This window comes from Salmonella sp. K21076 (genome assembly GCF_039650795.1).
Taxonomy (GTDB): domain Bacteria; phylum Pseudomonadota; class Gammaproteobacteria; order Enterobacterales; family Enterobacteriaceae; genus Salmonella; species Salmonella enterica.
On sequence record NZ_JBCLYA010000025.1, the window covers coordinates 192,517 to 217,883 of the forward strand.

At 54.2% G+C, this 25,367-nt stretch carries 21 protein-coding genes; 10 read left to right on the forward strand and 11 right to left on the reverse strand.

Translation table 11 applies throughout. The features are described from left to right. The first annotated feature begins 190 nt into the window (after positions 1–190). Positions 191–817, forward strand: a complete 627-nt coding sequence (locus tag AAYN39_RS10070) for a glutathione S-transferase family protein (protein WP_000631908.1) — start codon at positions 191–193, stop codon at positions 815–817. Here the strand turns inward: AAYN39_RS10070 and AAYN39_RS10075 are convergent. Together AAYN39_RS10075 and bssR are read right to left on the reverse strand one after the other, a co-directional pair. Then, positions 814–1,935, reverse strand: a complete 1,122-nt coding sequence (locus AAYN39_RS10075; RefSeq protein WP_001252735.1) for a PQQ-dependent sugar dehydrogenase — start codon at positions 1,933–1,935, stop codon at positions 814–816. The two genes, AAYN39_RS10070 and AAYN39_RS10075, sit on opposite strands and share 4 nt — an antisense overlap. A 118-nt stretch (positions 1,936–2,053) precedes the next feature. After that, positions 2,054–2,437, reverse strand: coding sequence for a biofilm formation regulator BssR (gene bssR, locus AAYN39_RS10080; RefSeq protein WP_000259651.1), 384 nt, complete (start codon positions 2,435–2,437; stop codon positions 2,054–2,056). Positions 2,438–2,667: 230 nt separating this feature from the next. Between bssR and rimO the strand changes: the two genes are divergently transcribed. Next, positions 2,668–3,993 (forward strand): 30S ribosomal protein S12 methylthiotransferase RimO, encoded by a 1,326-nt coding sequence (gene rimO / locus AAYN39_RS10085; RefSeq protein ID WP_000073304.1) that lies wholly within the window; start codon positions 2,668–2,670, stop codon positions 3,991–3,993. Positions 3,994–4,083: 90 nt separating this feature from the next. Here the strand turns inward: rimO and gsiD are convergent, their stop codons facing one another. The 5 genes from gsiD to iaaA are packed head-to-tail and all read right to left on the reverse strand — an operon-like array spanning position 4,084 to position 10,373. Next, positions 4,084–4,995 (reverse strand): glutathione ABC transporter permease GsiD, encoded by a 912-nt coding sequence (gene gsiD, locus AAYN39_RS10090; RefSeq protein WP_001236024.1) that lies wholly within the window; start codon positions 4,993–4,995, stop codon positions 4,084–4,086. 2 nt (positions 4,996–4,997) lie between these two features. Next, complete coding sequence (gsiC, locus tag AAYN39_RS10095) at positions 4,998–5,918, reverse strand: glutathione ABC transporter permease GsiC (protein WP_000936066.1); 921 nt, start codon at positions 5,916–5,918, stop codon at positions 4,998–5,000. Positions 5,919–5,978: 60 nt separating this feature from the next. Next, positions 5,979–7,517, reverse strand: coding sequence for a glutathione ABC transporter substrate-binding protein GsiB (gsiB, locus tag AAYN39_RS10100; protein ID WP_000191432.1), 1,539 nt, complete (start codon positions 7,515–7,517; stop codon positions 5,979–5,981). 32 nt (positions 7,518–7,549) lie between these two features. Continuing rightward, the gene (gene gsiA, locus AAYN39_RS10105) at positions 7,550–9,421 is read right to left on the reverse strand and encodes a glutathione ABC transporter ATP-binding protein GsiA (protein ID WP_001120605.1); all 1,872 of its coding nucleotides are present in this window, start codon (positions 9,419–9,421) and stop codon (positions 7,550–7,552) included. 10 nt (positions 9,422–9,431) lie between these two features. Continuing rightward, positions 9,432–10,373 (reverse strand): beta-aspartyl-peptidase, encoded by a 942-nt coding sequence (gene iaaA / locus AAYN39_RS10110; protein ID WP_001030500.1) that lies wholly within the window; start codon positions 10,371–10,373, stop codon positions 9,432–9,434. Positions 10,374–10,576: 203 nt separating this feature from the next. Here iaaA and moeA point away from each other — a divergent pair, with 203 nt between their 5' ends. The 4 genes from moeA (at position 10,577) to AAYN39_RS10130 (ending at position 16,176) form a co-directional block, all read left to right on the forward strand. Then, on the forward strand, positions 10,577–11,812 hold the full coding sequence (moeA, locus tag AAYN39_RS10115; RefSeq protein ID WP_001681592.1) for a molybdopterin molybdotransferase MoeA: 1,236 nt from the start codon (positions 10,577–10,579) through the stop codon (positions 11,810–11,812). Further along, a complete protein-coding gene (moeB, locus tag AAYN39_RS10120) occupies positions 11,812–12,561 on the forward strand; it encodes a molybdopterin-synthase adenylyltransferase MoeB (RefSeq protein WP_000829275.1) in 750 nt (249 codons plus the stop codon). Before moeA ends, moeB begins: the two co-directional genes overlap by 1 nt. 277 nt (positions 12,562–12,838) lie before the next feature. Continuing rightward, a complete protein-coding gene (locus AAYN39_RS10125; RefSeq protein ID WP_000576948.1) occupies positions 12,839–13,738 on the forward strand; it encodes a glycyl-radical enzyme activating protein in 900 nt (299 codons plus the stop codon). 5 nt (positions 13,739–13,743) lie between these two features. Then, positions 13,744–16,176, forward strand: coding sequence for a glycyl radical protein (locus AAYN39_RS10130; RefSeq protein ID WP_000192654.1), 2,433 nt, complete (start codon positions 13,744–13,746; stop codon positions 16,174–16,176). A gap of 77 nt (positions 16,177–16,253) precedes the next feature. Here the strand turns inward: AAYN39_RS10130 and AAYN39_RS10135 are convergent, their stop codons facing one another. Next, complete coding sequence (locus tag AAYN39_RS10135) at positions 16,254–17,063, reverse strand: Cof-type HAD-IIB family hydrolase (protein WP_000217910.1); 810 nt, start codon at positions 17,061–17,063, stop codon at positions 16,254–16,256. Between the two features lie 261 nt (positions 17,064–17,324). On the opposite strand from AAYN39_RS10135, the gene AAYN39_RS10140 reads away from it, so the two are divergent. Then, a complete protein-coding gene (locus AAYN39_RS10140; protein WP_000210972.1) occupies positions 17,325–18,590 on the forward strand; it encodes a DUF1479 domain-containing protein in 1,266 nt (421 codons plus the stop codon). A 121-nt stretch (positions 18,591–18,711) separates the two neighbouring features. Here the strand turns inward: AAYN39_RS10140 and AAYN39_RS10145 are convergent, their stop codons facing one another. After that, positions 18,712–20,307 carry an ABC-F family ATPase gene (locus tag AAYN39_RS10145; protein ID WP_000961480.1) on the reverse strand — a complete coding sequence of 532 codons (1,596 nt, stop codon included), beginning with the start codon at positions 20,305–20,307 and terminating at the stop codon, positions 18,712–18,714. A gap of 219 nt (positions 20,308–20,526) precedes the next feature. Here AAYN39_RS10145 and ldtB point away from each other — a divergent pair, with 219 nt between their 5' ends. After that, positions 20,527–21,447, forward strand: a complete 921-nt coding sequence (gene ldtB, locus AAYN39_RS10150; RefSeq protein WP_001056404.1) for a L,D-transpeptidase — start codon at positions 20,527–20,529, stop codon at positions 21,445–21,447. A 43-nt stretch (positions 21,448–21,490) separates the two neighbouring features. Here the strand turns inward: ldtB and AAYN39_RS10155 are convergent, their stop codons facing one another. Together AAYN39_RS10155 and mntR are read right to left on the reverse strand one after the other, a co-directional pair. Then, on the reverse strand, positions 21,491–22,603 hold the full coding sequence (locus AAYN39_RS10155; protein WP_001046516.1) for an anion transporter: 1,113 nt from the start codon (positions 22,601–22,603) through the stop codon (positions 21,491–21,493). Then, a complete protein-coding gene (gene mntR / locus AAYN39_RS10160; RefSeq protein WP_000533542.1) occupies positions 22,600–23,073 on the reverse strand; it encodes a manganese-binding transcriptional regulator MntR in 474 nt (157 codons plus the stop codon). The genes AAYN39_RS10155 and mntR overlap by 4 nt, the downstream gene beginning before the upstream one ends. Positions 23,074–23,258: 185 nt before the next feature. Between mntR and mntS the strand changes: the two genes are divergently transcribed. Together mntS and AAYN39_RS10170 are read left to right on the forward strand one after the other, a co-directional pair. Next, positions 23,259–23,387 carry a manganase accumulation protein MntS gene (gene mntS / locus AAYN39_RS10165; RefSeq protein ID WP_001001755.1) on the forward strand — a complete coding sequence of 43 codons (129 nt, stop codon included), beginning with the start codon at positions 23,259–23,261 and terminating at the stop codon, positions 23,385–23,387. Positions 23,388–23,652: 265 nt separating this feature from the next. Beyond that, entirely contained in the window at positions 23,653–25,233 is a 1,581-nt protein-coding gene (locus AAYN39_RS10170) for a phosphoethanolamine transferase (protein ID WP_001089326.1), read from the forward strand. Positions 25,234–25,367 lie beyond the last annotated feature (134 nt).

The following is a 25,367-nucleotide window of genomic DNA, read 5'->3' on the forward strand; positions in this document are numbered from 1 at the left end:
GTGCGGTGAGTAATAACGCACTCACGACGTTAAAGAAACCGTAACTTGGTAAAGTTTTTAAAGTTTATGCAATAACATCCCGTTACGCTTCCTTCATAACGATTTTTTTACAGACCATTGTGTAAATGTTAGGTTTATCTCACGGTAGGCCGATTACTGTCATCATCCTGATAAAACAGAAGGGGTTAATATGATTACGCTGTGGGGCCGGAACAACTCGACTAATGTTAAAAAAGTGTTGTGGACGCTTGAAGAGCTGGAACTGCCATACGATCAAATTCTGGCAGGTGGAAAATTCGGCGTTAACCAGGATGCCGACTATCTGGCGATGAATCCTAATGGGCTGGTGCCGCTGCTTAAAGATGATGAAACCGACCTGTTATTGTGGGAATCCAATGCCATTGTCCGCTATCTGGCGGCGCAATACGGCCAGAACCGGCTATGGGTTGATAATCCGGCACGGCGTGCGGAGGGCGAAAAATGGATGGACTGGGCGAATCAAACGTTAAGCCCGGCGCACCGCGTGATCCTGATGGGACTGGTCAGAACCCCGCCGGAAAAACGCGACCAGGCGGCAATTGAAGCCGGTATCGAAAAGTGTGATAGCCTGTTTGCGCTTCTTGATGATGCGCTGGCCCACCAGCCGTGGTTCTCAGGGGATAACTTTGGCACCGGCGATATCGCTATTGCGCCCTTCGTCTATAACCTGCTGAACGTGGGTCTGAAGTGGACGCCGCGCCCGAATCTGCAACGCTGGTATCAACAGCTTACCGAGCGCCCTGCTTTTCGCAAAGTGGTGATGATCCCGGTGACCTAACGCGTGGCTGCAGGACTTACCTTGAGTAACTGCCCGTCGGACTCATCGGTTAACACATATAAGTAGCCGTCAGGTCCGACACGCACATCCCGAATACGCTGCTTTCTGTCACCCAGAATACGGCCTTCTTCCGTCACCGTATTGCCATCGACGCGCATCACAATGACCTCTTTATCTTTTAGCGCGCCGATAAACAGTTTGTGCCGCCACGGCGCAAAAACGTCGCTGGCATAAAAAGCCATCCCGCTGATCGCCGGAGAATCCTTCCAGTAGTAAACCGGTTGCTCCGTTCCCTCGACAATTTCACCTTTGGCTTCCGGCACTTTCAGACCACTATAGTTGACGCCCCATGTGGCCAGCGGCCAGCCATAATTTTTGCCTTTTTCCGGGATGTTAATTTCATCGCCGCCGCGCGGACCGTGTTCATGCAGCCATAGCGCGCCGCTCCAGGGATTGATGGCCAGCCCCTGCGGATTACGAATACCGTAAGACCAGATTTCCGGACGCGCGCCCGCCTGATGTACAAACGGATTATCCGGCGGAATTTCGCCCTGCCCGGTCAGGCGCACCAGCTTACCCTGTAATTTATCCAAATCCTGCGCGGTAGCGCGCTGGTTATTTTCACCCAGGGCAATAAAAAGAAACCCTTGCGCATCGAATACCATACGTCCGCCGAAATGGTTGCCGGTAGACAGCTTAGGCATCTGGCGAAACACGGTACGAAAATGCTCCAGACGCTGAAAATCGTCGCTCAGCCGTCCAAAGCCGGCTGCCGTACCGGCGTTTCCTTCGCGGTCAGCTTCAGCATAGCTCAGCCAGACGCGGCGCGACTGGGCAAAATCAGGCGCCAGCACGACGTCCAGCAAACCTCCCTGCCCGTTTGCCCACACTTTCGGTACGCCAGCCAGCGGATCGGAAAGTCCCCGCCCCGTCTGCCAGTGGCGCAGTTGTCCCCCTTTCAGGGTAATGAGCATCCCACGGTTATCCGGCAAAAAAGCCAGCGACCACGGGTGATCGAGTCGGGTTTGCAGCACCTCAACGTTCACCGGCGCAAGATTGGCGTTCGCCCATGAAGAGAAAAGAGAGAATGAAACTATCGCGAGAAGTATTCGACGCATACCGCCTCCTTCAGGGCTCTGCGTTAAAGCGTAGTCAGCATCGCAAGAGGTCGGGTTTATTTTTACAAAACATTAAGCGGCGCGGTCCGGTAAAAAGGGGGAGTCGCCTCCCCCTTATTCAGACCTGTGTAAGCGGTGAATGTGCTTTCAGACTCTGAATACTCAGCGTCAAAGTTGTCAGACAGTTTTCAAGTTTATCTGCGTTGACGGCAATAAAGGTCGGACAATCATGGTGTCCACTCATTAAACAAACGGCGGCGGCTGCAAGCGCGCCTTCGGCACGGCGCAGCGCGTTCCACTCTTCCTGATCGAGATGCAGTCCCTGCCGTAAAGCGTGATCGTGGAGCTCGCGATTCAGTTCAAAAAAATTGTCACGCAGAGTGTCACTTTCGCTGACTGACATATACCCCTTCGCTTTTCGCAATTGCAGATAAGCGGCAAGATCGATACGCGCGTTTATCAGCTTGTTGAGAAGATCGGTTCTCAGTCTGTCAACGACCATACCTTTTTTCCTCCTCTTTTCTACCAGGGTTCAACTTAATAGTATGGTCGTTTTTTAGACAAAGGGGTGTCAGAGATCAAGAATTTTCTTAGAATTGCCCTTTTTCACCTTTTGCTGATAACCACAACGGTTGATGCCGCCGCTCCTGATGAGATTGCGATACAATTTTTGTTCGGATATCTGTAGAATCCCTGCCCTGACCATTCCAATAAATGAACACTTTTTAAGCTATGAGTAATGTAACCCACCAGCCAAAGATCGGCTTCGTTTCCCTGGGCTGTCCGAAAAACCTCGTTGATTCGGAACGAATCCTGACTGAGCTGCGTACCGAAGGCTATGACGTTGTGCCACACTATGACGATGCGGATATGGTTATCGTTAATACCTGTGGCTTTATTGACAGCGCGGTACAAGAGTCACTGGAAGCCATTGGCGAAGCGCTGAACGAAAACGGTAAGGTAATCGTCACCGGCTGCCTGGGCGCAAAAGAAGATCAGATCCGCGAAGTGCATCCGAAAGTACTGGAAATCACCGGGCCGCATAGCTATGAGCAAGTTCTGCAGCACGTACATCATTACGTACCGAAGCCGAAGCACAATCCATTTTTAAGCCTCGTACCGGAACAGGGTGTAAAACTGACGCCGCGCCATTATGCGTATCTGAAAATTTCTGAAGGCTGTAATCACCGCTGCACGTTCTGCATCATCCCGTCGATGCGCGGGGATCTGGTCAGCCGTCCGATTGGCGACGTATTAAGCGAAGCGAAACGTCTGGTTGATGCCGGGGTCAAAGAGATTCTGGTGATTTCGCAAGATACCTCCGCCTACGGCGTAGATGTGAAGCACCGCACCGGATTCCATAATGGCGAACCGATGAAAACCAGTATGGTGAGCCTGTGCGAGCAGTTATCAAAACTGGGCGTCTGGACACGTCTGCACTACGTCTACCCCTACCCACACGTTGATGATGTGATTCCGCTAATGGCGGAAGGCAAAATCCTGCCTTATCTGGACATTCCGCTGCAACATGCCAGCCCGCGGATTCTTAAACTGATGAAACGTCCTGGTTCCGTTGACCGCCAGCTGGCGCGCATTAAGCAGTGGCGCGAAATCTGCCCGGAACTGACCCTACGCTCCACCTTTATTGTCGGCTTCCCCGGCGAAACGGAAGAAGACTTCCAGATGCTGCTCGACTTCCTGAAAGAGGCGCGCCTCGATCGTGTAGGCTGCTTCAAGTACAGCCCGGTGGAAGGCGCAGGCGCGAATGAGCTGCCGGATCAGGTGCCGGAAGAGGTGAAAGAAGAGCGCTGGAACCGCTTTATGCAACTGCAACAGCAAATCTCCGCTGAGCGCTTGCAGGAAAAAGTGGGCCGCGAAATTCTGGTGATCGTCGATGAGGTTGACGAAGAAGGCGCTATCGGGCGTAGCATGGCGGATGCGCCGGAAATTGACGGCGCGGTCTATTTGAACGGCGAAACCAACGTCAAGCCGGGCGATATCGTGCGCGTGAAAGTGGAAAACGCCGACGAATATGATTTGTGGGGCAGTCGGGTTTAACGCCACTTCCCCCGGCGCGGGTGCCGAATGTGTTACCCCACCTGGCGAGCCGGTTCCAGGCCCGCCAGGCGTCAACGCCACCGGGCTGGCTTACCCCTTAATCTTCGGGTCCAGCGCATCGCGCAACCCGTCGCCTAACAGATTAAACGCCAGCACAGTCAGGAAAATCGCCACCGCCGGGAAGAGCGCCACGTGCGGCGCGATGACCATATCCGCCCGCGCTTCATTAAGCATCGCTCCCCACTCCGGCGTTGGCGGCTGCGCGCCTAACCCGAGAAATGACAGGCTTGCCGCGGAAATAATTGACGTACCGATACGCATCGTAAAGAAAACCACAATTGACGAGACCGTTCCCGGCAAGATGTGGCTAAACAAAATCGTCGTGTCGCTGGCGCCGATACTGCGGGCAGACTCAATAAACGTCTGCTGTTTTAAGACCAGGGTATTTCCGCGCACCAGACGAGCAAACGCCGGAATAGAGAAAATCGCCACCGCAACGATCACATTAGCAATACCGCTGCCTAACACCGCCACAACGGCAATCGCCAGCAAAATGCCGGGGAAGGCGAACAACACATCGCAAATGCGCATAATGAAACGATCCCACCAGCCTTCATAATATCCCGCCAGCAATCCCAACACCGTGCCGATTATCGCGCCGATAAATACCGCGAACACGCCCGCCGCCAGTGAGATCTGCGCGCCAACGAGAACCCGGCTAAAGATGTCTCTTCCCAGCGAGTCAACGCCAAACCAATGCTGCAAAGAGGGGCCATTGTTCAGGCTATCGTAGTCAAAATAGTTTTCCGCATCGTAGGGCGTTAGCCAACGGGCAAAAATCGCCACCAGAATTAACGCCAGTACGAATCCCCCGGCGACCAACGCGACATGCTGGCGGCGAAAACGACGCCAGAACTCCCGCCACGGCGTGCGTATCTGGTCGGGTTTTACCACCGGCATAGCATGTAAAATCGCCTGACGGCGCCAGTTAAATAATCGCATCCTTACTTATACCTGATAGCCGGATTAATGGCGGCATAGAGGACATCCACCACTAAGTTGATAAGAATAAATTCCAGAGAAAACAGCAGCACTTCTGCCTGAATCACGGGGTAGTCGCGCATGTCGACGGAGTCGACCAGTAATCGCCCAAGCCCCGGCCAGTTAAACACTTTTTCGACGACGATCGATCCGCCAAGCAGAAAGCCAAATTGCAGTCCCATCATGGTGACGACCGGGATCATTGCATTGCGCAGGCCATGTTTTAACACCACCCACGTTTCACTGACGCCTTTCGCCCGCGCGGTCCTCATGTAATCCTCGCTCAGCACATCGACAAACGAGGAGCGCGTAAAACGCGCCATGACTGATGCCACCGCCGCGCCAAGCGTCAGGGAGGGTAAAATATAATGTTGCCAGCTATCCGCCCCCACGGTCGGTAGCCAGCCCAGATCCACGGAAAAAATCTGCATTAACAACATTCCCAGCGCAAAAGCCGGGAAAGAAATGCCGGTCACGGCAAGCGTCATTCCTACCCGGTCAGGCCAGCGATTACGCCACACGGCGGCGGCGATGCCGATCGCCATGCCAAACAACACCGCCCATATCATACTGGTTATCGTCAGCCACAGCGTCGGCAAAAAGCGGCTGGCGATCTCCTCAGAAACCGGGCGGCGGGAAACCATTGACGTCCCGAAATCGCCTTGTAAAACATGGGTGATGTAATGCCAAAACTGGACATGAAGCGGCTGATCAAGCCCCAGCTGCTGACGAACCAGCGCTATCACCTGCGCGTCGGCTTCCGGTCCGGCTATCAGCCGCGCCGGGTCGCCGGGCAACAAATGAACAAATAAAAACACCAGCACTGCCACAATCAACAGCGTAGGAATTAATCCCAGCAGGCGCTTGAGAACATAGTTAAGCATCACACGAACCTTTTACCGGATGGCGGACAACGCGCGCGCCATCCAGCCCCATCGCATTACTTACTTCAAATCCGCATCGTCAAAGCTGAAACCGGTATCCGGCATAATCCAGAAACCGGTCAAATTTTTACTGTGCGCAGAAACCAATTTCTCCACCACCAACGGTATCCAGGGCGACTCTTTCCAGATAATATCCTGCGCCTCTTTGTATAATCGTGTTTTCTCCTGCGGATCGTTAGTCTTTAAGGCCGCCGCCAAATCGCTGTCGACCTGCTTGTTGCTGTAAAAAGCGGTATTAAACTGCGTCGGCGGCCAGTTTTGTGATGCGAAGAGCGGCGATAACGCCCAGTCAGCTTCGCCCGTCGACGCCGACCAGCCGGTATAGAACATTCGCACGCCGCTCTCTTTTTGCCCTTTGCCCTCAACTTCCGCGGCGCGCTGGCCGGCGTCCATCGCGGTTATCCGGGCTTTAATGCCAATCTGCGCCAGTTGCTGTTGGGTAAACTGCAACACTTTTTGCGCGGTGCTATGGTTGTGCGATGACCACAGCGTGGTACTGAAACCGTCTGGATACCCCGCCTCTTTCAATAGTTCGCGCGCTTTAGCCGGATCATAGGGCCACGGCTGATAGCTTTGCGCATAGGCTATCGACGGCGGCACCACGCCCGTCGCCGGCGTGGCGTATCCGGCAAACGCCACTTTAACCAGCGCCTGACGATTGATAGCGTAATTCAACGCCTCACGCACCTTAGGATTATCAAACGGCTTCTGCGTCACATTCATACTGATATAACGCTGCATAATGGACGGGCTGGCGACCAGTTCGAGGTTTTTATTTTTCGCCAGTAACGCGGCCTGCTCATAAGGGATAGGAAAAGCAAATTGCGCTTCGCCGGTTTGCAGCATCGCCGCGCGGGTATTGTTGTCAGTAACCGGACGCCAGGTAATAGAATCCAGCTTGGGTAAGCCCTGCTGCCAGTAACCGGCGAACTTTTTCACTTTGACAAAGTCGGTCTGATTCCAGGTTTCAAGCTGATATGGACCAGTGCCGACCGGATGAAAACCAATATCCTTGCCATATTTTTCCAGCGCTTGCGGCGAGATCATCGCCGTCGCCGGGTGCGCCAGAATATTAATGAAAGCGGAGAACGGCTGTTTCAGGGTAATTTTTACCGTTGCCGGATCGACGACCTCCGTTTTTGCGATATTTTTATACAGGTTATAACGCTTGAGGTGGTTATCCGGATTGCTGGCGCGATCGAGATTCGCTTTTACCGCCGCCGCATTAAAATCCGCGCCGTCCTGAAATTTCACCCCCTGCCGTAGGGTAATGGTGTAGGTCAGACCGTCATCAGAAACGGTATAGCCTTCCGCCAGGACGTTTTTTACCTTCATGTCTTTATCCAGGCCAAACAGACCTTGATAAAATGACTTCGCCACCGCCTGCGAGAGCGTATCGTTGGCGTCATACGGATCGAGCGTGGTGAAATTAGACCCTACCGCCACCACCACATCTTTGGCCGCCAGGGCCGGAAAAGCCGCAATGGATGAGGCCAGTCCCAGCGCCGCCAGCCATTTATGCGTAATAAATTGCGTCATGTTGTTCTCCTGAAACCCTGCCTGTCTGAATGTTATAAGCGCGAGAGCGCATTATCCTGCAGCGGCCGCGCAACATAATGTCCCGGCCCGACCAACTGTAATGAAACGGCGGGCGTCTCTTCGCCACGTTTATGAATATTGCTGGGTATATCATCTGATAGCAGAACGCGCCGCGGCCGGTGTCTGGAGGGATCGGCAACCGGCACCGCCGCCATCAATTTACGCGTATAAGGATGCTGCGGATTTTCAAAAACGGCGCGCCGCGGCCCCATCTCAACAATTTGACCAAGATACATCACCGCCACGCGATGGCTAATTCGCTCCACGACCGCCATATCATGCGAAATAAACAGGTAGGCGATCCCCATTTCCCGTTGTAAATCGAGCAGTAAATTAATGATCTGTCCGCGAACGGAAACATCCAGCGCGGAGACCGCCTCATCAGCAATAATCACTTTAGGATTCAATGCCAGCGCGCGAGCAATGCAGATGCGCTGACGTTGACCGCCGGAAAACTCGTGCGGATAACGCCAGGCATGTTCAGGACGTAATCCGACACGCTCAAGCAACCAGGCCACGCGCTTTGCCGCAGCGTCCCCCTGCCCCAGACCATGAATCCGTAAAGGTTCCATAATGGAATACCCCACGGTCTGGCGCGGGTCGAGCGAGGCGTAAGGGTCCTGGAAAATACACTGAATATCGCGGCGCAACGGCTGGAGTTTACCCGCAGACAGCGTGTCAATGCGCTGGCCGTTAAAGATAATCTCCCCCTGCCGGGATTCAACCAACCGCAGCAGCGCGCGTCCGGTCGTCGATTTTCCGCTACCGGACTCGCCCACCAGCGATAGCGTTTCGCCGGGCCAGAGATCGAAACTGATATTCTCAACGGCATGAACTTCACGCGTAACGCGGTTAAAGAGACCGCTACGCAGCGGGAATCGCGTCACCAGCCCCCGAACCTGGAGAATAGGTTCGCCTTCCACCACCGTGTCTTGCTCAATCTGCGATTCATAAAGGGCCGGTTCGTCAGCGGAAATCAACGGGAAACGGCGTGGCAGCGAGTGGCCTCGCATCGCGCCAAGCTGAGGGACGGCGGCCAGTAACGTTTGGGTATAAGGATGCGTCGGCGCATGGAAAATCTGCTCTACGCTGCCGGTTTCCACGGCCTCGCCCTGATACATCACCAGCACGCGATCGGCAATATCCGCCACGACGCCCATGTCGTGAGTGATAAAAATCACGCCCATCGACATCTCTTGCTGCAACACTTTGATAAGTTGCAGAATTTGCGCCTGGATAGTGACATCCAGCGCCGTGGTGGGTTCATCGGCAATCAATACCGCCGGACGGCAGGATAGCGCCATCGCAATCATGACTCGCTGGCGCATCCCGCCGGAAAGCTGATGCGGATAACGCGATAAAATCGCCTGCGACTCCGGGATCCGTACCTGATCGAGCATACGTTTCGCTTCCGCCAGCGCCTCTTCGTGGCTGGCCCCCTGATGCAAACGAATAGATTCGGCAATTTGCTCGCCAACGGTAAATACCGGGTTGAGCGAGGTCATTGGCTCCTGGAAAATCATGGCGATATCCGCGCCGCGCACACGCCGCATCTGCGCGTCACTCTGCTCAGACAGCTCAATCACCTGGCGATTACGCCGACGCAACAGCATTTCGCCGCAGCGCACGTTCGCGCCCGACTGCTCAATCAGCCGCATTAACGCCAGCGCCGTCACCGATTTTCCCGAGCCCGACTCGCCGACAATCGTCAGAGTCTCTCCACGCTTCAGGCGTAATGACACATTACGCACGGCGTCTACCTGTTGCCCTTCGTGGTGAAACGCGATATTCAGGCCACTGACGGACAGAACATCGCGGCTATCCAGTTCATCGCTGTGCGGCACCTGCGGCTCCTTATTCCCGGTAAATTCCTGTGGTAGGCGTATCCCCGGCATATCCCCAGGCGCGATACATCCCTTCGCTGTTAAACGGCAACGCGACATTACCTTCGTGATCAACGGCGATTAATCCACCGCTGCCGCCCAGCGCCGGTAATTTTTCCATCACCACGCGCTCACAGGCGTCGGCAAGGCTGAGTCCGCCATATTCCATCAATGCGGCGATATCGTAAGCCGCGAGCGTGCGAATAAAGACCTCTCCCGTTCCGGTACAGGAAACGGCGACGCTGGCGTTGTTGGCATAACACCCGGCGCCGACCAGCGGGCTGTCGCCGACGCGCCCGGGCAATTTATTGGCCATCCCGCCGGTAGACGTTGCCGCCGCCAGATTGCCGAATTTATCCCGCGCCACCGCGCCGACTGTACCCATTTTTTTCGTTTCGTCCAGCGGCGCGCCGCTGTGATCGAGCGCCATTTCGCCCGCCGCACGCGCCGCCAGCAATTGCTCGTAACGCGCCGGGGTGGAAAAGATATCCGGCGAAACGCGCGCCATCCCCTGTGAAAAGGCAAAGTTTTCCGCCCCTTCCCCCACCATGAGTACATGCGGGCTGCGCTCCATCACCAGTCTGGCGGCGAGCACAGGATGGCGAACATGACTCACGCCCGCGACGGCTCCGGCTTTCAGGGTATTGCCGTCCATCACGCAGGCATCCAGTTCATGAGTTCCGTCTCGGGTATAGACCGCGCCGATACCCGCATTGAAGAGCGGACACGCTTCCAGCAGGCGCACCGCTTCCGTCACTACATCAAGCGCGCTGTCACCCGCTTCCAGCATCTTTTGCCCGCTTTCGACAATCTCTGACAGCGCCTGGATATAGCGTAGCTCCTGCTCATGGCTCATTTGCGCGCGAGCAATCGCGCCTGCGCCGCCGTGAATCGCAATCACTGCTTTATTCATTTTTAGGGTCCATTAACGGTGGCACACAACTTTTACTATAACTATCAGAATTGTTGTGAGTTATTCATTCGATTTTTGAATATAGAAAGATGCGTAAGGTATGTAAAGGCGCAAGGCCGTCTCTAAGACTGAGGTAGCATACTGCCCGCCACTGTTTTCTGACATAATAGCCGGATTCGATTTTGCCTCGCAGGAGTATGTTCATGGAATTTTCCGCCGGATTGATGCCGCTTGAAACGGCGCTGACCCAGATGCTTTCACGTATTACCCCGCTCACCGCCGTAGAAACGTTGCCGCTGATGAACTGCTTTGGCCGCATCCTGGCGACCGATATCGTATCTCCCCTTGATGTCCCCGGCTTTGATAATTCAGCTATGGATGGTTATGCGGTACGTGTGGCGGATTTGTCCGCCGATAAGCCGCTGCCCGTCGCCGGCAAAGCATTTGCCGGTCAGCCTTACCAAGGAGAATGGCCTGCGGGAACCTGTATTCGCATTATGACCGGCGCCCCGGTGCCGGCAGGTTGCGAGGCGGTCGTCATGCAAGAGCAGACGGAACAAACTGATGACGGCGTGCGTTTTACCACCGATGTTCGTTGCGGACAAAACATCCGCCGCCGCGGCGAGGATATTCGCCAGGATGCGGTGGTCTTTCCAGCCGGTACGCGCCTGACTACTGCCGAACTGCCGGTGCTGGCGTCGCTGGGAATTGCCGATGCGCAGGTAGTACGTAAAGTGCGCGTAGCGCTGTTCTCGACCGGCGACGAGCTCCAGCTTCCGGGCCAGCTGCTGGAGGCGGGACAAATTTATGACACTAACCGTCTAACTATACATTTGATGCTGCAACAGCTTGGCTGCGAAGTGATCAATTTAGGCATTATTCCTGACGATCCCGGTAAGCTTCGCGCCGCGTTTGTCGACGCCGACAGCCAGGCCGATGTAGTGATAAGCTCCGGCGGCGTCTCGGTTGGTGAAGCGGACTATACCAAAACCATCCTTGAGGAGCTGGGCGAAATCGCCTTCTGGAAGCTGGCTATCAAGCCAGGCAAACCGTTTGCCTTCGGCAAGCTCAGTAATAGCTGGTTCTGTGGCCTGCCGGGGAATCCAGTCTCTGCGGCGCTCACGTTTTATCAACTGGTTCAGCCCTTACTGGCGAAGCTTGGCGGCAATACGGCAAGCGCTGTACCGCCGCGCCAGCGTGTACGCACAACATCTCGCCTGAAGAAAACGCCGGGGCGTCTCGATTTCCAGCGCGGCATCCTGCAACGTAGCGCCAACGGCGAACTGGAGGTCACGACCACCGGACACCAGGGCTCACATATTTTCAGCTCGTTTAATCTGGGCAACTGCTTTATTGTGCTGGAGCGTGAACGCGGCAATGTTGAGCCGGGAGAATGGGTGGAAGTCGAGCCGTTTAATGCTCTGTTCGGAGGCCTGTAATGGCGGAACTTAGCGACCAGGAGATGCTGCGCTATAACCGACAAATTATTCTGCGCGGCTTCGATTTTGAAGGGCAGGAAGCGTTAAAAGATGCGCGGGTATTAGTGGTCGGGCTGGGCGGACTCGGCTGCGCGGCAACGCAGTATCTGGCCGGCGCTGGCGTCGGGCAACTGACGCTACTCGATTTTGATACCGTTTCCGTTTCCAATCTCCAGCGTCAAACCTTGCACAGCGACGCCACGGTCGGGCAGCCAAAGGTAGAGTCCGCCCGCGACGCGCTGGCGCGAATCAACCCGCATATTACCATTACGCCCGTTAACGCGCGGCTGGACGACGACGCTATGACCAGCCTGATTGCCGGGCATTCGCTGGTGCTGGACTGTACCGATAACGTTAGCGTACGTAATCAACTTAACGCCGGGTGCTATATCGCGAAAGTGCCGCTAATCTCCGGCGCGGCCATTCGTATGGAAGGACAAGTTACCGTCTTTACGTATCGGGAAAACGAACCCTGTTACCGCTGCCTGAGCCGTCTGTTTGGCGAAAACGCTCTGACCTGCGTAGAAGCTGGGGTGATGGCGCCGCTGATTGGCGTGATCGGTTCGCTACAGGCAATGGAGGCCATTAAGCTACTGGCGCATTACGGTCAGCCTGCCAGCGGAAAAATCGTCATGTACGATGCGATGACCTGTCAGTTCCGCGAAATGAAGTTGATGCGCAACCCCGGCTGTGAGGTCTGCGGGCAGTAGTCACTTTACGGATAAACATACCAAAGCACGGTCTATGGCCGTGCTGTATCAACAGATAATTACTGCCATCAGACGCAAAGCCAGCTTACCCAAGCTCCGACTGACGATCGGCTCAAGCAGCGCGGCATCATCTTAAACGCCATATCACAGCCTCAACCCGTGATGTTGTACCTCATTTAACGCCTCTTTGTCAGAACCTCTCCATTCGTTGACGCACATCAAGATAACTTTCATTCGAAAGTAATTTAATCTTTACATGAAATAAGAGAGGCCGTTTATGATCTTCAATATTCAGCGCTATTCCACCCACGATGGCCCCGGTATCCGTACCGTAGTATTTCTCAAAGGCTGTTCGTTGGGCTGTCGCTGGTGCCAGAACCCGGAAAGCCGCGCCCGCGCTCAGGATCTGTTATACGACGCGCGGCTGTGTCTCGAAGGATGCGACCTGTGCGCGCAAGCCGCGCCGGACGTCATTGAGCGCGCGCTAAACGGCCTGCTCATCCATCGCGAGAAACTGACCGACGCCCATTTTTCCATCCTGGCGCATTGCTGCCCCACACAGGCGTTAACCGTGTGCGGCGAAATAAAAAGCGTGGATGAGATCATGGCGACGGTACTGCGCGATAAACCTTTTTACGATCGCAGCGGCGGCGGTCTTACGCTTTCCGGCGGCGAACCGTTTATGCAGCCGGAGCTGGCGGCAGAGCTGTTTAAAGCCAGCCATGACGCCGGTATTCATACAGCGGTTGAGACCTGTCTGCATGTCCCATGGAAATACATTGCGCCCTCACTGCCTTATATCGATCTGTTTCTGGCTGATTTGAAACACGTCGCCGACGGGCCGTTTAAGCAGTGGACCGATGGCAGCGCCTCGCGGGTGCTGGAAAATCTCAGGAAACTCGCCGCCGCGGGCAAAAAAATGGTGATTCGCGTCCCGCTGATTCAGGGATTTAATGCCGATGAGGAGACCATTAAAGCCATTACCGACTTTGCCGCCGACGAACTGCACGTCGGGGAAATTCATTTTCTGCCCTACCACACGCTGGGCATCAATAAATACCACTTACTCAGTCAGCCCTATCATGCCCCGGATAAACCACTGGATGCACCGGCGTTACTTGATTTTGCCCAGAAGTACGCCTGCCAAAAAGGTTTAACCGCGACCCTACGAGGATAATTATCATGACCCAACTGAAACTGGACACGCTCAGTGACCGCATTAAGGCGCACAAAACCGCGCTGGTACATATCGTGAAACCGCCGGTCTGTACCGAGCGCGCGCAGCATTATACCGAAATGTATCAGCAACATCTGGATAAACCGATTCCGGTACGCCGCGCGCTGGCGCTGGCCCATCACCTGGCGGAACGCACTATCTGGATAAAACACGATGAACTGATCGTCGGCAACCAGGCAAGTGAAGTCCGCGCCGCGCCGATTTTCCCGGAATATACCGTCTCGTGGATTGAAAAAGAGATCGACGACCTGGCAGACCGGCCCGGCGCAGGTTTTTCCGTAAGTGAAGAAAACAAACGTATTCTGCACGACGTCTGTCCGTGGTGGCGCGGTCAAACCGTCCAGGATCGCTGCTACGGCATGTTTACCGATGAACAAAAAGGGCTTCTGGCGACTGGCATTATCAAAGCCGAAGGTAATATGACTTCCGGTGACGCGCACCTGGCGGTGAACTTCCCGCTGCTGCTGGAAAAAGGGCTTGATGACCTGCGCGATAAAGTCGCCGAGCGCCGCTCACGCATCAACCTGACCGTGCTGGAAGATCTGCATGGCGAGCAGTTCCTGAAGGCGATTGATATTGTGCTGGACGCGGTAAGCCAGCATATCACGCGCTTTGCCGCGCTGGCGCGCCAGATGGCGGGCGAAGAGTCCCGTGAAAGCCGTCGTAAAGAGCTACTTACCATCGCGGAAAACTGCGAGGTGATCGCCCACCAACCGCCGCAGACCTTCTGGCAAGCACTGCAATTGTGCTACTTCATCCAACTGATTCTACAAATTGAGTCTAACGGTCACTCGGTGTCATTTGGTCGTATGGACCAGTATCTTTACCCCTATTATCGTCGCGATGTCGAACTAAACCAGACGCTGGATCGTGAGCACGCCATTGAACTGCTGCACAGCTGCTGGCTGAAACTGCTGGAAGTAAACAAGATCCGCTCCGGTTCGCACTCTAAAGCTTCCGCGGGCAGCCCGCTGTATCAAAACGTCACCATTGGCGGTCAGAATCTTATCAACGGTCAGCCAATGGACGCAGTGAATCCGCTGTCTTACGCTATTCTGGAGTCCTGCGGACGTTTGCGTTCTACCCAGCCCAACCTCAGTGTGCGTTATCACGCCGGAATGAGTAACGATTTCCTTGACGCCTGCGTCCAGGTCATCCGCTGCGGCTTTGGGATGCCGGCGTTTAACAATGATGAAATCGTCATCCCGGAATTTATCAAGTTGGGGATCGAACCACAGGACGCTTACGATTACGCGGCGATCGGCTGTATCGAAACCGCCGTCGGCGGGAAATGGGGTTATCGCTGCACCGGCATGAGCTTTATTAACTTCGCCCGCGTCATGCTGGCGGCGCTGGAAGGCGGTCGCGACGCCACCAGCGGCAAGGTATTTCTGCCGCAGGAAAAGGCGCTCTCCGCAGGCAACTTTAACAATTTTGACGAAGTGATGGCCGCCTGGGATACCCAAATTCGCTACTACACGCGCAAATCGATCGAAATTGAGTATGTGGTCGACACCATGCTGGAAGAGAACGTCCACGATATTCTGTGCTCAGCGCTGGTAGACGACTGTATTGAACGCGCGAAGAGTATCAAGCAAGGCGGCGCAAAATATGACTGGGTATCCGGTCTGCAGGTCGGTATCGCCAACCTGGGCAACAGCCTCGCCGCCGTGAAAAAACTGGTCTTCGAACAGGGCGTTATCGGTCAACAGCAGCTTGCCGCCGCGCTGGCCGATGACTTTGACGGGCTGCCCCATGAACAGCTGCGCCAGCGTCTGATTAACGGCGCGCCGAAATACGGTAACGACGATGACAGTGTCGATACCCTGCTGGCGCGCGCTTATCAGACCTATATTGATGAGCTGAAGCAATACCATAACCCGCGCTATGGTCGTGGCCCTGTGGGCGGCAACTATTACGCCGGTACGTCCTCTATCTCAGCAAACGTGCCATTTGGCGCCGCAACTATGGCTACCCCGGATGGTCGCAAAGCGCATACACCGCTGGCGGAAGGCGCAAGCCCTGCATCGGGTACGGATCATCTCGGCCCGACGGCGGTGATTGGTTCCGTAGGCAAATTACCTACCGGTTCCATTCTCGGCGGCGTGCTGCTCAATCAGAAACTGAACCCAACGACGCTGGAAAACGAATCCGACAAACAGAAACTGATGGTTCTGCTACGGACGTTCTTTGAGGTGCATAAAGGCTGGCATATTCAGTACAACATCGTGTCACGCGAAACGCTGCTGGATGCGAAAAAACATCCGGACCAGTACCGCGATCTGGTCGTGCGTGTGGCAGGCTACTCCGCCTTCTTCACCGCGCTGTCGCCGGACGCGCAGGACGATATCATCGCCCGTACCGAACATATGCTGTAATTTGCCCAGGCGCCATCGGCAATATGTCCGAACTGCCTGATGGCGCTACGCTTAACAGGCCTACGCAGGCCTGTTAATCAGAAGGGATCGGTGCCGTCAAGCACGGCCTGAATGACGTTGAGCGCGCCTTGATGGTTATTATCATCAGTGTGATAACGTGAAAGCGCTTTGATATTGTCTGCGGCATTGCCCATGGCAAAAGAGTAATGCGCCATTTTCAACATTTCCGCATCATTACCGCTGTCGCCAATGGCGACGACATTCTGTGGCGACCTGTTCCAGCGCTTTAACAGACGACTGATGCCATTCGCTTTATGCAGTCCCGGGATAATCAGGTCGATAAAACCGAAGCCGCTGGTGACAGGCTTCATGATGCCATCCAGAGATACGTGCAGTTTGTCGATAACCAGCGGAATTTGTTCATCGGGCAAATTCAGGGAGAACTTAAACAGGATATCGTCAATGTCGTGATAATCGTTTACCGGCTGCAGGCGGTGATAATGTTTGGCCATCAGCGCCACGAAAGTCTCGGGAGCGTTTTTGCTGACATAAGCGCTTTTCAGACCGCAGGCGACGAAGTTAAGCTGCTTATCCTTCAGCAGTTCGCCAATCACAATACGCGATTCATGCCGGGTTAGCTCTCCGTGAAACAACTGCTTGCCATGTTCATACACCAGCGCGCCATTTTCTGCGACGAAGGAAATTTCGTCTTTCAGCTCGGGGAAGAAGGAGATCAACTGATAGTACTGATTACCGCTGGCGACCACAAATTCGATATTACGTTTTTTCAGTTCCTGGTATTGCGCCATGAAGCGTACACGATCGTACTGCTTGGCATCGTCGAGAAAAGTGCCGTCCATATCGGTAACGACAACGTTAACGGTCATACTTAAGCTCCTGGCTGTAACTGCGACCAGAAACATTTTAATAACAATGTGAGCAGAACCACAAATTTATTTCGAATGAAAAGTGGCTGAACGAAAGGAATAGCCGCATAAGACATTAAGGCGTCCTGGCCACCTTACGTTTTCCTCTCGCTTCCCTCCTTGTGCGCCCCTGCAATATTTTAAACTTGCATTAACCTTATTTTAACTTAAAGTATCACATGTAACTAATTTTACTTTCGAACGAAAGATGGTGAGGTTGATATGACGACTCCTTTTACCTACGAAACGCTGCCCGCCGACCCAAAAGCGGCCATTCGTCAGATGAAGCAGGCGCTACGCGCGCAAATCGGCGACGTACAGGCGGTGTTCGACCGTTTGAGCGCCACCATAGCAGCCCGGGTGGCGGAAATTAACGATCTGAAGGCGCAGGGACAGCCGGTATGGCCAATTATCCCTTTTAGCGAACTGGCGACGGGCAACATTAGCGATGCTACCCGCGCCGAGGTTAAGCGCCGCGGGTGCGCGGTGATTAAAGGTCATTTTCCACGCGAACAGGCGCTGGCATGGGACCAGTCGATGCTCGACTATCTGGACAAGAACCATTTTGACGAGGTGTATAAAGGACCGGGGGATAATTTTTTCGGTACGCTGAGCGCCTCCCGGCCTGAAATCTATCCTGTCTACTGGTCGCAGGCGCAAATGCAGGCCCGCCAAAGTGAAGAGATGGCGCTGGCGCAGTCGTTCCTCAACCGTCTGTGGCAGGTAGAGCGCGACGGCAAGCGATGGTTTAATCCGGATATCAGCATCATTTACCCGGATCGCATCCGTCGCCGCCCGCCGGGCACCACATCCAAAGGACTGGGAGCGCATACCGACTCCGGCGCGCTGGAGCGCTGGCTGCTACCAGCCTATCAGCAGGTATTCGCCAGCGTGTTTAACGGCAACGTCGAGCAGTACGATCCGTGGAATGCGGCGCACCGTACCGAAGTTGAAGAGTACACGGTGGATAACACCACAAAATGCTCGGTATTTCGCACCTTCCAGGGCTGGACCGCGCTCTCCGATATGCTGCCCGGTCAGGGGTTGCTTCATGTCGTCCCTATTCCGGAGGCGATGGCGTATATTCTGCTGCGCCCGCTGCTGGATGATGTCCCGGAAGATGAATTATGCGGCGTCGCGCCGGGCCGGGTGCTGCCGATTTCTGAACAGTGGCATCCTTTACTGATGGCGGCGTTAACCAGCATTCCGCCGCTGGAAGCCGGGGATTCCGTGTGGTGGCATTGCGATGTCATCCACTCCGTCGCCCCCGTCGAAAATCAGCAGGGCTGGGGCAATGTGATGTACATTCCTGCCGCGCCAATGTGTGAGAAAAATCTGGCCTATGCGCGTAAGGTGAAAGCGGCGCTGGAGACAGGCGCATCACCGGACGATTTCCCGCGCGAGGACTATGAAACCACCTGGGAAGGGCGTTTCACGCTGCGCGATCTGAATATTCACGGCAAGCGGGCATTAGGTATGGACGTTTGACGGTCGTACAGCCCTGCCCGCTCAACTGCGGTGTGCCCTTTGTCTGGGCGCACCCGTCTTACCAGATCTACGCGCCAGGATACGTAGGCCCGGTAAGCACAGCGCCACCGGGCGTCAGTGTTTAGCTTTCAATCCCTTTACTACGCAAATAATCGTCGTAGTTACCGCTGAAGTCCACCACGCGCTCCGGCGTAATTTCAATGACGCGGGTTGCCAGCGAGCTGACGAACTCACGGTCGTGCGAAACAAAGATCAGCGTGCCCTGATACAGCTCCAGCGCCATATTCAGCGATTCGATCGACTCCATATCCAGGTGGTTAGTCGGTTCGTCCATGATCAGGATATTCGGCTTTTGCATCATCAGTTTGCCGAACAGCATACGGCCCTTCTCGCCACCGGAGAGGACTTTCGCAGGCTTTTTGATATCATCCTGGCTAAATAACAGGCGGCCCAGAATACTGCGCACTGCCTGCTCGTCGTCGCCTTCCTGTTTCCACTGACTCATCCATTCAAACACCGTCAGGTCATTTTCGAATTCATATTCGTGGTCCTGCGCGTAGTAACCAATACGCGCGTTTTCCGACCATTTAACGGTGCCGTGATCGGCGTCCAGATCGCCAACCAGCGTCTTCAGCAGCGTAGATTTACCCACGCCATTGGTGCCGAGTACCGCCAGCTTCTCGCCGACTTCGAGCAGCAAATTGACATTTTTAAACAGCGGACCGTTATCAAAACCTTTCGTCAGCGCCTCCACTTCCAGAGCGTTACGGAACAGTTTTTTATCCTGCTCAAAACGGATGAACGGGTTCTGACGGCTGGAGGCTTTCACCTCTTCCAGCTTGATTTTATCAATCTGCCGCGCGCGCGACGTTGCCTGACGCGATTTAGAGGCATTGGCGCTAAAACGGCTAACAAAAGATTGCAGCTCGGCAATTTGCGCTTTTTTCTTCGCATTATCGGCCAACAGACGTTCACGCGCCTGGGTCGCCGCCGTCATATACTCATCATAGTTACCCGGATAGACGCGCAAGTCACCGTAATCCAGATCCGCCATATGCGTACAAACCATGTTCAGGAAGTGACGGTCGTGCGAAATGATGATCATCGTGCTATCGCGCTCGTTCAGCACCTGCTCCAGCCAACGGATAGTATCAATATCCAGGTTGTTGGTCGGTTCGTCGAGCAACAGGATGTCCGGATTAGAGAATAACGCCTGCGCCAGTAGCACACGCAATTTCCAGCCTGGCGCGACTTCACTCATCAGACCGTAATGCTGCTCCAGCGGGATGCCCACCCCCAACAGCAGTTCGCCCGCACGCGCCTCAGCGGAATAACCGTCCATCTCGCCGTATTTTACTTCCAGATCGGCGACTTTATAGCCGTCTTCTTCGCTCATTTCCGGCAAGGCATAGATACGGTCGCGCTCCTGCTTGACTTCCCACAGTTCGCCATGCCCCATAATGACAGTATCAAGTACGGTGAATGTTTCAAAAGCGAACTGGTCCTGACGCAGCTTACCGATGCGCTCATTCGGATCGAGGGAAACATTGCCCAGCGTCGGCTCCAGGTCGCCGCCGAGGATTTTCATAAAAGTGGACTTTCCGCTACCGTTGGCGCCGATCAGGCCGTAACGGTTGCCGCCGCCAAATTTGACGGAAATATTTTCGAACAGCGGCTTACTGCCGAACTGCATGGTAACGTTGCTGGAAACTAACACAGGCTTATCCTGAAAAAAGATGTGACAAACCGCTTATTATGCCACAAGTCTGAAATAAGATCGCGCCCTATACAAAGGGCTACACTGAACCGTAAGGGGAAAAAAACGTGATTTCGTACACATCTGAATTCCCTGTTTACTGGAATGCACCTATAATGCGCTCCCAACATGACAGAATTCTCAACCTACTAGCCTGCTTGGCACAGAATCTCGCATAACATGAATATGAAATTAACAACGCTTTTCGCGGCGGCTTTCGCTGTAGTTGGTTTTTGTAAAACAGCCTCAGCAGTCACTTACCCGCTGCCTACCGATGGTAGCCGTTTAATTGGGCAAAATCAGGTCATCACCGTTCCGGAGGGCAATACCCAGCCGCTGGAGTATTTTGCCGCGGAGTATCAGATGGGGCTCTCCAACATGCTGGAAGCCAACCCTGGCGTGGATACCTTCCTGCCGAAGGGCGGTACCGTGCTGAATATTCCGCAGCAGCTGATCCTGCCGGATACCGTACACGAAGGCATTATCATCAATAGCGCGGAAATGCGCCTCTATTACTACCCGAAAGGCACAAACACCGTTATCGTCCTGCCGATTGGGATCGGTCAGTTAGGTAAAGACACGCCTATCAACTGGACGACCAAAGTTGAACGTAAAAAAGCCGGTCCGACCTGGACGCCTACGGCAAAAATGCACGCTGAATATCGCGCCGCCGGCGAGCCGCTGCCTGCCGTCGTGCCTGCGGGCCCGGATAACCCGATGGGCCTGTACGCGCTGTACATCGGTCGCCTGTATGCTATTCACGGCACCAACGCCAACTTCGGCATCGGGCTTCGCGTGAGCCACGGCTGCGTACGTCTGCGCAACGACGATATCAAATTCCTGTTTGAAAATGTGCCGGTCGGTACCCGCGTGCAGTTTATCGATGAACCGGTAAAAGCCACCACCGAGCCGGACGGTAGCCGTTACATTGAGGTGCATAACCCGCTGTCAACGACGGAAGCGCAGTTTGAAGGTAAGGAAGCGGTGCCGATCACGCTTAATAAGAGTATCCTGGCCGTCACCAACGAGCCTGACGTTGATCAGACCGTCGTACAACAGGCAGTTCAGGATCGTTCCGGGATGCCGGTTCGTCTGAACTGACAGACTCTGCCTGCGAAGCCCGATAGACACTATCGGGCTTCTCTTACGGCATCAGTTGCAATAATCCATATCCCACCAGCGCCGCCCATGCCAGCATCGGCAGCGAATAGAAATGAAATCGCCACCAGATTCGGCGATCGTTCGCCATCCGTAAAGCAATAAGATTTGCCAGCGACCCCGGCAGCAGACCAAACCCGCCGATATTCACCGCCCACGCCAGCAACGTCGAGGCCGGTACATAGTTCAGCAGGAGAATGGTACTGGGCACATTACTGATAACCTGCGACAGGCCGATAGCGGTTAGCCAAAGTCCCAGGTGAGACAGTGCGCCAACTTGGTTGAAAACGCCCTGCAACGCCGGCAATTGCGTTAGCAGATGGACATCAATAAACATCGCCATAAATACCAGCAGCAGCGTCCAGTCCACGCTGACTATCACCCTGCGCGCCAGCACAATAAACCCAGCCGCCACCAACACCAGTCCCCATAACTCTTGCCTGAGCTCCAGCGCGGTAAGAAAAACGACATATAATGCCAGGCAACTCCACACCAGACGGGGCTGCCACTGCGGCGAACGCGTACCGGTATGATACTGTAACGCCCTACCCGGAAAACAAAACCAGCACAGGAGCAGTAACGTCAGCATCATCATGACGGCAAGCGGCGCCATTTGCCCGCTAAATTCAGCAAAGCTTAAGCCGGAGCGTCCCCACAACAGAATATTTTGCGGATTACCGACAGGCGTCAGCAGCGAACCGGCGTTCACCGCTAACGCTTCAAAAATAATCAATCGGTTGACCGGAATCGCGCACAGTTTTTTTAACGTTATCGTCAGCGGCACAACGATAAACAGCGCGACATCGTTTGTCAGAAAGGTCGACAGCGCCGCCGCAGCCAGCACCAGGAACATCGCCAGTTGCCGCTCGGTATGAAATCGGCGCGTCATCTTGCGTCCCAGCACATCAAAATAGCCGCTCAGCTCAACGCCTTTAGTGAGCAACATTAACCCACTGAGGGTAATAATGGTGTGCCAGTCAATCGCGCCAGGCCAGGCGCGGGGCGCAAAAGGAACAAACAGGCTTAACGCCATCCCCACAATGATCAACAACTGAAAAAAACGGTCACGCCGCAGCGCCCGTAAAAAGGCCAGATTCATTCTGCAGATGTTCCATGCTGTTGCGTGAAGGCCAAAAAGGCATCTAATGTCTCTTGGCTGACATGGTGTTCCATCCCTTCCGCATCACGACGCGCGATTTCCGGGCTTACGCCTAATACCAGTAAAAAATTTTCGACAATTTGATGCCGCTCGCGGCTTTCCTGCGCCAGCTTCTCCCCTTCCGGCGTCAGAAAAACGCCGCGCCAGGGGATCATTTGAATAAATCCTAACGATGCCAGGCGCTTAAGCATTTTGGCCACAGTCGGCTGGGAGACGCCGAGCCGCGCCGCCATATCCACCTGACGCGCTTCCCCTACCTCAATAATTAAATCGGAAATCAGCTCAACGTAGTCGTCTATCAACTCACGCCGATGCGCCTCTCTGACCTGACGAAATCCTTCAACGTGTTCTTCTACGTTCACCAATTGCGTCACTTTTTTTGTTGTTGGCGTACCTGCGCGACGACCCATTTTGCTTCCTCGTTTCTGTGACGCGTTAACGCGTCAGCTGACAGAGCGCTCATTGTAAACCAGAGTTGTCCGGGCACAAAAAATTAACGTTTTAGCAATAGCTATAAAACATAGCCTGTGCTATATCTGTATGTAATGCAGACATCCCTCACGGATCGATGGGATAGAAACATCAGGAGGTTTATATGAACGAATTTAAGAGGTGTATACGCGTGTTCAGTCACTCTCCCTTTAAAGTCCGGTTAATGCTGCTCTCTATGTTGTGCGATATGATCAACGGCAAACCGGAACAGGATAACCCTTCCACGAAATAACGCGGCGGTGCGGTACGCCGCTTTATTTTGCATCCTCAACGGAAATGGCGCCCATTTCCCCTGTTTTTTTTGTGGTTTTGCTATTCTCTTCGCAAAACATTTTCTTTCCGGCGGTTGGCCTTCTTACCCGCACGCTCTATCTTCTGGCAGCCTTGAATATTTTGCGACTCGCCGTTGCGAACCCAATACCTTTTTTACGCATAATCAGGCAGGTAATGACCCTTCGCGCCAGGGTTAGCACATGGCGTTTTTGCAATAGTGGCATATGAATTCAACCCTTATCGATTCACTTCTGGCCCGTCGTCGGGCTGTAAGCCCATGGGCGGGCCTCTACTTTTTACAGTCGCTGCTGATTAACCTCGCGCTCGGCTACCCCTTTAGCCTGCTTTATACCGCGGCGTTTACCTGCCTGTTGCTGCTGCTCTGGCGCTACCTGCCTCGCGGACAAAAAGCGCTGCTCGGCATCTGTTCGCTGGTAGCCGCTTGCTATTTTCCCTTTGGCCAGGCTTACGGCGCGCCGAACTTTAATACGCTGCTGGCGCTGCACTCCACCAATATGGAAGAGTCGAGCGAAATCCTGACCATCTTCCCGTGGTATAGCTACCTGACCGGACTTTTTATTTTTGCGCTGGGTATTATTGCGCTTCGCCGCCGAAAAGAAGAGGTCAGGCCGCGCTGGAATAGCCTCGACAGCCTGTGCCTGCTGATTAGCGTCGCGGCATTTTTCGTCGCGCCGGTACAAAATCTGGCCTGGGGCGGCGTTTTTAAGGTTATTGATACCGGCTATCCGGTTTTTCGCTTCGCCAAAGACGTTATCGTCAATAACAACGAAGTCATTGAAGAGCAGCACCGTATGGCGCAGCTATCCGGCATAAAAGATAGCTGGACGGTTACTGCGGTGAAACCCAGATATCACATCTATGTCGTGGTGATTGGTGAAAGCGCGCGACGGGATGCCATGGGCGCTTTCGGCGGCCACTGGGATAATACCCCCTTCGCCAGCCATGTGAATGGCGACTTCTTTATGGATTACATCGCCGCCAGCGGCTCAACGCAAAAATCGCTCGGTTTAACGCTCAATCGCGTGGTGGATAACAAACCGCAGTATCAGGATAACTTCGTCACGCTGGCTAACCGCGCCGGTTTTCAGACATGGTGGTTTTCCAATCAGGGGCAAATCGGCGAATACGACACGGCCATCGCCAGTATCGCCAAACGCGCCGATGAAGCGCATTTCCTGAAAAACGGCGATTTTGAAGCGGATAAAAATACTCGCGACGACGCGCTGTTAACCATGACGGCGCAGGTATTGGCGACAGAACGCACGCAACCGCAGTTGATTGTGTTGCATTTAATGGGATCGCATCCCCAGGCCTGCGACCGTACTCATGGAAAATACGCGACGTTTGTCCAGTCGAAAGAGACGTCTTGTTATTTATACACCATGACGCAAACCGACGATTTGCTCCGTCAGCTCTATACTCAGCTTCGTCATAGCGGCGACAGTTTTTCGCTCGTCTATTTCTCCGATCACAGGCTGGCGTTTAAAGAGCGCGGCAAAGCGGTACAGTACCTGGCGCATGACGACAAATTCCAGCAAAACTTCCAGGTGCCGTTTATGGTGCTATCCAGCGACAGTAAAGCGCATCGGATCATTAAAGCTCGCCGTTCCGCGAACGATTTCCTGAGTTTTTTCTCGCAATGGACAGGAATTAGCGCTAAAGAGATCAAAAATCGCTATCGATTTATTTCGGAACAGAAAGCCGGGCCCGTTTATATCACCAATTTCAAATTACAGAAAGTGGACTATAACCATCTGGGCAGCGATATTTTTTCACTAAAATAATGCACGTTTCAGGCAATAAATATCCTCCGGCATAGCCGGAGGTTTTTCTGATGCGCCTGTAAGGCTCTCTTACCAGCCGCGCCCTAACAGGCGCATACGATCTGACATTTGCATCAAACTTCGTTACTTACGGC

Coding starts and splice junctions, on each gene's coding strand:
- gsiC (WP_000936066.1), bottom strand. CDS start 5,918: ATGCTTAACTATGTTCTCAAGCGCCTGCTGGGATTAATTCCTACGCTG.
- AAYN39_RS10070 (WP_000631908.1), top strand. CDS start 191: ATGATTACGCTGTGGGGCCGGAACAACTCGACTAATGTTAAAAAAGTG.
- iaaA (WP_001030500.1), bottom strand. CDS start 10,373: ATGAATAAAGCAGTGATTGCGATTCACGGCGGCGCAGGCGCGATTGCT.
- ldtB (WP_001056404.1), top strand. CDS start 20,527: ATGAATATGAAATTAACAACGCTTTTCGCGGCGGCTTTCGCTGTAGTT.
- bssR (WP_000259651.1), bottom strand. CDS start 2,437: ATGGTCGTTGACAGACTGAGAACCGATCTTCTCAACAAGCTGATAAAC.
- mntR (WP_000533542.1), bottom strand. CDS start 23,073: ATGGGTCGTCGCGCAGGTACGCCAACAACAAAAAAAGTGACGCAATTG.
- AAYN39_RS10075 (WP_001252735.1), bottom strand. CDS start 1,935: ATGCGTCGAATACTTCTCGCGATAGTTTCATTCTCTCTTTTCTCTTCA.
- AAYN39_RS10140 (WP_000210972.1), top strand. CDS start 17,325: ATGACGACTCCTTTTACCTACGAAACGCTGCCCGCCGACCCAAAAGCG.
- AAYN39_RS10170 (WP_001089326.1), top strand. CDS start 23,653: ATGAATTCAACCCTTATCGATTCACTTCTGGCCCGTCGTCGGGCTGTA.
- moeB (WP_000829275.1), top strand. CDS start 11,812: ATGGCGGAACTTAGCGACCAGGAGATGCTGCGCTATAACCGACAAATT.
- gsiD (WP_001236024.1), bottom strand. CDS start 4,995: ATGCGATTATTTAACTGGCGCCGTCAGGCGATTTTACATGCTATGCCG.
- AAYN39_RS10130 (WP_000192654.1), top strand. CDS start 13,744: ATGACCCAACTGAAACTGGACACGCTCAGTGACCGCATTAAGGCGCAC.
- moeA (WP_001681592.1), top strand. CDS start 10,577: ATGGAATTTTCCGCCGGATTGATGCCGCTTGAAACGGCGCTGACCCAG.
- rimO (WP_000073304.1), top strand. CDS start 2,668: ATGAGTAATGTAACCCACCAGCCAAAGATCGGCTTCGTTTCCCTGGGC.
- mntS (WP_001001755.1), top strand. CDS start 23,259: ATGAACGAATTTAAGAGGTGTATACGCGTGTTCAGTCACTCTCCCTTT.
- AAYN39_RS10125 (WP_000576948.1), top strand. CDS start 12,839: ATGATCTTCAATATTCAGCGCTATTCCACCCACGATGGCCCCGGTATC.
- AAYN39_RS10135 (WP_000217910.1), bottom strand. CDS start 17,063: ATGACCGTTAACGTTGTCGTTACCGATATGGACGGCACTTTTCTCGAC.
- gsiB (WP_000191432.1), bottom strand. CDS start 7,517: ATGACGCAATTTATTACGCATAAATGGCTGGCGGCGCTGGGACTGGCC.
- AAYN39_RS10155 (WP_001046516.1), bottom strand. CDS start 22,603: ATGAATCTGGCCTTTTTACGGGCGCTGCGGCGTGACCGTTTTTTTCAG.